At 62.5% G+C, this 6,570-nt stretch carries 4 protein-coding genes; all 4 read right to left on the bottom strand.

The genetic code is table 11. From position 1 onward, the window contains the following. Positions 1–428: 428 nt before the first annotated feature. The 4 genes from ATY75_RS24655 to ATY75_RS24640 all read right to left on the bottom strand — a co-directional run bounded on the left by ATY75_RS24655 (position 429) and on the right by ATY75_RS24640 (position 6,558). Entirely contained in the window at positions 429–2,252 is a 1,824-nt protein-coding gene (locus ATY75_RS24655; RefSeq protein WP_088939562.1) for a methyl-accepting chemotaxis protein, read from the bottom strand. A gap of 362 nt (positions 2,253–2,614) precedes the next feature. Next, entirely contained in the window at positions 2,615–3,079 is a 465-nt protein-coding gene (locus ATY75_RS24650; RefSeq protein WP_064837031.1) for a plant virulence effector HPE1-like domain-containing protein, read from the bottom strand. A 195-nt stretch (positions 3,080–3,274) separates the two neighbouring features. After that, a complete protein-coding gene (gene purD / locus ATY75_RS24645) occupies positions 3,275–4,558 on the bottom strand; it encodes a phosphoribosylamine--glycine ligase (RefSeq protein WP_088939561.1) in 1,284 nt (427 codons plus the stop codon). Between the two features lie 65 nt (positions 4,559–4,623). After that, a complete protein-coding gene (locus ATY75_RS24640; protein ID WP_088939560.1) occupies positions 4,624–6,558 on the bottom strand; it encodes a DUF2207 domain-containing protein in 1,935 nt (644 codons plus the stop codon). Between the last annotated feature and the right edge of the window lie 12 nt (positions 6,559–6,570).

The following is a 6,570-nucleotide window of genomic DNA, read 5'->3' as shown; positions in this document are numbered from 1 at the left end:
CTTGCACGCTCCCATCAGGGCGATCGCCAGAATCCGGTTGCTCTATCGACTGCGCGAGCCGCCGCGAAGGCGACGATCCATCGCACATAGACAGCTAAGTTAGCGCATATGGGGTCAAGCCCGAGGACGACGGAGGGTCGGGGAACGCATGCGGAATATAGTGACGTGCGTGGTGGTTTTGTTGGAATTGCCGCTGCCTGCCTCATTCCCACGCAGAACCGCTCACCCATTTTGCTGAATTTCCGCCGGACCTCTCGCCTCTTGCCGCTCGTTATCCCCACACTCCGTCATAATCGGGCTTGACCCGAGTACCCATGCCGCACGCGCTTCGCGTGACTTGGCTCCGGCTGGCGTCCAAAACAACACGACCGCCGGAGAACCGACGGCCGTGCTGTTGGCAATACGAATGTCTGTCGTCCCTGCGCCGTTTAAGCGGCGCGACGACCCTGATGCATGGCCGGGGCGGCGCTTTCGCCGCTGACGCGGAAGCCGCGGATGAGGTCGATCAGCTCGTCGGTGTCGCTGGCGAGCGTTTCGGCCGATGCCGTGGTTTCCTCGGCCATGGCGGCGTTCTGCTGGGTGGCGGCGTCGAGCTGGTTCATCGACGAGGAGATCGAGCGCAGCGTCGTGTCCTGTTCGGAGGCGCTGTGGGCGATCTTGGCGACGATTTCGTTGGCAGCCTTGATCTGATCGGAGATGCGCTTCAGCGCCTCGCCTGCCTCGCCGACCAGGCGGACGCCATGGTCGACCTGGCTGGAGGAGCGGGCGATCTGGTCCTTGATCTCCTTGGCGGCAGCGGCCGAGCGCTGGGCAAGCTCGCGCACCTCCTGGGCGACGACGGCAAACCCCTTGCCGGATTCGCCGGCGCGGGCCGCCTCGACGCCGGCATTCAGCGCCAGCAGGTTGGTCTGGAAGGCGATCTCGTCGATGACGCCGATGATCTTGGTGATCTCCGACGACGACTTCTCGATGCCGCTCATCGCCTCGATCGCCTGGCCGACGATCGCATCGCTGTGGGTGGCTTCGGTGCTGACGGAGTGGACGCGCTTGCTCGCCTCATGGGCGCCATCCGCCGTCTGGCGGACGGCGACAGTGAGTTCGTCGAGTGCGGCGGAAGTTTCCTCGAGGCTGGCGGCCTGGCGCTCGGTGCGCTGCGACAGCTCGTTGGAGGCGCGGCGGATCTCTTCCTTGCTGGTGCCGATATCGGTGCCCTTGGCGCTGACCTTGGCCATGGCGGCTTCAAGATGCGACAGCGCATCGTTGAAGTTGTCGCGAAGGGCGGCGTATTTTTGGCCGAGATCGGCGCAGCGCACGGTGAGATCGCCGCGGGCAATCATCTCCAGCGCCTGGCCGATCGTCGCAACCACGCGGGCCTGCAGCGCTGTCTCGTCCTGCTGCTGGCGCTGATTGTTTTCGCGCTCATTTTCCAGCGCCAGCTGCTGGGCCGCCTCGCGATCCGACATCTGATGGCGTTCGCGGATCTTTTCCTGCAGCGCCAGCGTGGCTTTCGCCATCATGCCGACCTCGTTGTTCATTCCCGTATGCGGGATGGCGATGGAAACGTCCTCTTCAGAGACAGCCTTCAAGGCGGCGTGAACATTGTTGAGAGGTCCCGATATGCCACGGATGACAACATAGGCGGCCGCCATGGCAAGGAAGAACAGAACGATGCTGCCGGAGAGCGCGGTCAGGATCGTGCTGTCGATCTGCGCATCGAGATCGTCCATGTAGACGCCGGTGACGACGACGACTTTCCATGGCTCGAAGGCCTGTCCATAGGCCGTCTTGCGGTAATCGCCGGCCGGTTGGCCCGGTTTGCTGGTGGAATAAAATTCGACGAGACCGCCGCCCTGCTGGCCGAGCTTGACCAGTTCCTCGCGGTAGAGCTTGCCCTTGCTGTCCGCCTGGCCCTTGAGGTTCTGCCCGACTTTCGCGGCGTCGTAGTGGAACATCATCTGGACGTCGTAGCTATAACCGAAGAAATAGCCGTCCGGATCGTATTTCATGCCGTTGACGGTGGCATAGGCCTGCTTCTGGGCATCCTCGAGCGTCATTTCGCCCGCGGCGACCTTGGCCTGGTAAAGCTTGAGAACGGAGACTGCCGACTGAACCTCGGCGCGGAGCATGTCATACCGCTCCTTGTAGATCGCATCGACCGAAGAGCGGATCTGCAGCGACGTGGCGACCGCAAAGGCGATCATCAGGCCGACGACCAGCACTATGAGTTGCTTCGATATTTTCAGATTTTTCATGACGCCTCGCAACGGGAATGGTGGGTGCATTCCGGTGCGGTCTTCTACCGCCTGTGCGAGCGCGCCAAACAAGACGACGCGTCTACCGCTGCTAAAAACAACATGCTGCGACCGGGTAAGCAACCACTAATGCCCACCCCATAAGAAATCTTTAATTTAGCTGTTCTCGACGAAGCTTTCCCTAAAAATCCAGGGGTAAAATTGCATTCGATTTTACCTGCCTTCAAACATGAATGCACCCTCGCTGCTCATCGAGGGTGCATTCGGTCCACCGGTGGTGGAACCCCAAACGATCGAAACCTTGATCAGGCGGGGCAGGGAACTTTGTTTTAGGCAATTTCTAATGCAAAACTGGAATTGCTTCAGAAACGCAGCTTGAATTCCGAAACGTTCAGGGCTGCCGGTTGTTCCGCCATGCCGGCCACAACAGGCTTGGCATCGCCGCCGATGACGGCCGCGGTGGTCGCGCTCATATCGATGCCATCGGCGGAGGGGGCCGAAGGCGCGGCGGCGATCATCGCTTCCGGGGTCGCCTTGCTGACGAAGACGACGGGCGAGCCGCCCATCCAGCCCTCGGTGCGATAAATCTTCTTTTCGCCGCCGACATCACGGACTTCACTCGCCTGGAGGACGCCGGGCTTCAGTTCCGGCACCGTATAGTCCCTCTTGACGAGTTCGGCCTGCAGCGGCGGGCAAGCGCCGCAGCTCTCGGTGACGATGCTGCCCTCGGCCGGGCGCGGCGCAGCCTTGCCGATCACCTCGATCGAGGATGCCATTGCCGAACCTGCCATCAGCAGGATTGCCGCACCGAGGAAAATCTGACGCATCAACGCACCTCCGTCTCACTATGGGAGCGGTATAGCGCAGCTTTGTTTCCATCCCGTCAGGGGAAAAGGTAAAAATTTAAGGAACGCGGCGGTTTATACTCTACAGCGCCGCGCGTCTTTTCAGACGGGCAAAGGACGCTGTAGCACTCTGAATGCTGCATAATTTTGTCCTTAAATCGATTCCGATTTAAGGAATTATGCAGTGCCCACGGCGGTTTCGCGCTCGATCGCCCGCCAGCCGATGTCGCGCCGGGAGAAGCCGTTTTCCCACCTCACCCTATCGAGCAGCGCGTAGGCGCGGTCCTTGGCCTCGGCGACCGTGCCGCCTGACGCGGTGACGTTCAGCACGCGGCCGCCGGTCGCCACCAATGCGCCGTCCTTCAGACCCGTGCCGGCATGAAACACCTTCTCGCCCTCGCCTGCCTCCGGCAGGGAAAGGATCGGTGTGTTTTTTTCATAGGCGGCGGGATAGCCCTTCGAGGCCATGACCACTGTCAGGGCCGGATCGTCGCTCCACTCGGCGCTCACCTGGTCGAGCGTGCCGTTGGCGGTGGCGAGCAGCAGCGGCAGCAGATCGCTCTTCAACCGCATCATCAGCACCTGGCATTCGGGGTCGCCGAAGCGGACATTGTATTCGATGAGTTCCGGACCCTTGCTGGTGATCATCAGCCCGGCGAAAAACACGCCGGAGAAGGCATGACCGCTCTCGGCCATGCCGCGGATCGTCGGCTCAATGATCTCCTTCATGGTGCGCTCGACCATTTCGGCGGTCATGACAGGTGCCGGCGAATAAGCGCCCATGCCGCCTGTATTGACGCCGGTATCGCCCTCACCCACCCGCTTGTGATCCTGGGCTGTTGCCAGCGGCAGCGCGTTCTTGCCGTCGCAGAGGCAGAAGAAACTCGCTTCCTCGCCGTCGAGATAGGCCTCGACGACGACTTCGGCGCCGGCAGCGCCAAAGGCGCCCTCGAAGCAGTCGTCGACGGCGGCCAAGGCTTCATCCAGCGTCATCGCCACCGTGACGCCCTTGCCGGCGGCAAGGCCATCGGCCTTGACGACGATCGGCGCGCCCTGAGCGCGAATATAGGCCTTGGCCTTCGGTGCGTTGTTGAAGCGCTGATAGGCGCCTGTGGGAATGCCGTAGCGGGCGCAGATATCCTTGGTGAAGCCCTTGGAGCCCTCGAGCTGGGCGGCAGCCGCAGACGGTCCGAAGACCGTCAGGCCATCGGCACGCAAGCGGTCGGCAAGGCCGGCGACCAGCGGCGCTTCCGGGCCGACGACGACGAAATCGATCGCCTTGTCCTTGCAGAAAGCGGCGACCGCTTCATGATCCTCGGTATTGATGGGCACGAGAACGGCGTGTTCGCCAATGCCGGGATTGCCGGGCGCGGCGTAGAATTCCGTCATCAACGGCGATTGCACCAGCTTCCAGGCGAGCGCATGCTCGCGTCCGCCCGATCCGATCAACAGAACCTTCATGCGCCACCCTTTCCTTTTGCCTCTGGCGGTTAAGGGCCAAGGGCCGAAAGGTCAAGCGGGAAAGCTTACCAGCCCCCGCCTCCCCCGCCACCGCCACCGCCACCGGACGAGCCGCCGCCGGAAAAACCGGAGGACGAGCTCGACGGCGGCGGCGAAGGGATCGTCGAAGCGATGGTCGAGGCCATCGACGAGGAGAAGCCGCCGACGCGGTCGGAAAAACTGCCGCTGTTGAAATCGCCGGAATACCAGGCCGGCGTATAGGCTGCGGCCGCACCGGCGGCAGCTGCGGCAAGCCAGGTTTCGAACGTGCGCGACCAGGGTTTTTCGACGCCGAGCGCCACCGCATAGGGCAGCAGCGTCTCGAAATGCTGCGGCGACATCTCAGGCGCGCCAGCCGTGTTCATCCGGTCTTTCTCGGCCAGTGTCAGATATTGGCGCAGGCCGTCTATACCGTCCATCATCCTGGCGCCGAGCGGGGTCGGCGCGCCCATGATGAAGAAATAGAGGATGTTGAGCAACACGATGCCGCCGACCGCAAACAGCATCGGCGTTTCGTGCAGCTTCACCAGCGAGGAGGCGAGCGCCAGGACCATCGCCGACAGGATGCCGATGCCGACGAAAACGCCGATCGCCGCAGCGATGATGGCAATGATCTTGCCGAACAGCGAACTGCCGCGATGCAGCGACCGGACGAAGCCGGCAACGAAAACCGCAACGAAGACCGAGATGGCGGTCGGGATCAGTATCAGCGCGATCGTGTCCGGCTCCAGCGACCCAAAGACGAACAGCGTCACCAGAGCGGCGGCGCTGAGCGCGATGCCGCCTATGGTATAGCCGAGGTTGGCATTGTAATATTTGCCGCGGTGTTCCTTCTCGATCGCCGAACGGAAGGACTGGCCGACGGATTTCACCCGCTCGCCATTGGCCTTGTCGATCGTCAGCGTTCTGCCTTCGCCGCCGGCGACCCTCAGCAGCTCGATCTCGCCGGCCTGGAATTTCTCCTTGCCGAGCGCTTTGCCGGTGCCGCGGATGACGATCGAATTCTTCAGGTCTTCGAGTTTGACGTAACCACGGACCGCCAGATTGAGCGCCGTGGCGGAAAGCGCCGTCCAGCCCCCGCCGGAGAAGCCCTTATTGTCGATGTAGTTGACCAGCGCCGGCGAGATGCCCTCGGGCGCGTCCCAGCGCGGCACGACGACGCCGCGGGCGGGATCGCGGCCGACCTTCAGCCATGATCTGAGATAATAGGCGAAGACCAGGATCAGGCCGCCGAAGCCGATGAAATAATTGCGGTTGTCCTTCAGCCACCAGGTGCTTTCCATATCGGCGCTCGGCGGATCGATCGACCCCTTCGGCATGCGGATCGCAAAGGTCAGCCCTTCGTTGGCATCGAGCGGCGCGGTGGTGGAAAAGACGGGGCCGGCCCCGGCTTCGCTGACGCGGGCATTCTTTCCCGTCGCCCCCTGCCGACCGGTGAAAAAGGTCGTCTCGGTGGCAGTGACACCGGGCGGCAGTTGCACCGTTGCCGTCGCCGAGCGGATCGGGAAGATCCAGCCGTTGCCGGTGACGTTCCAATAGAGTTCGTCATGATCGTCGAAATAGCGGATCTGACGATTTGTCTTGTAAGTGAAGACATAGCGGTGGCGGCCCTGCGTTACCGTCACCTCGGCGGAGCCGGCATAGATGCGGATGCCGCCGTCAATCGATTCCGTGTGCCAGGGCTCGTCTGCGCCGTCGCGGGTGACCGCCACCATGTCGAAATCGACGCTGCGACGATGGCCCCCGGCATCGGTGAAATAGAGCGGGAAATCCCGGAAGATGCCGTGATTGATCCGATTGCCCTCGGCATTGACGGTGATCGTTTCCGTCACCGTCATCGCGCCGCTCTTTTCGAGCGTGATGGCGGAGGCGAAGCTGTCGATCACCTCGGCGGCAAAGGCCGCCGGAGCGGCGAGCATCAGCAGCAGTGCAAAACAAAACCCGAAAAACCGACGACCCATCCCTGTCTCCCC

It is taken from the genome of Rhizobium sp. N122, assembly GCF_002211295.1.
Taxonomy (GTDB): Bacteria; Pseudomonadota; Alphaproteobacteria; order Rhizobiales; family Rhizobiaceae; genus Rhizobium.
The sequence above is the reverse complement of the archived record's forward strand: the minus strand, read 5'-3'. Positions and strand labels throughout refer to the sequence as shown.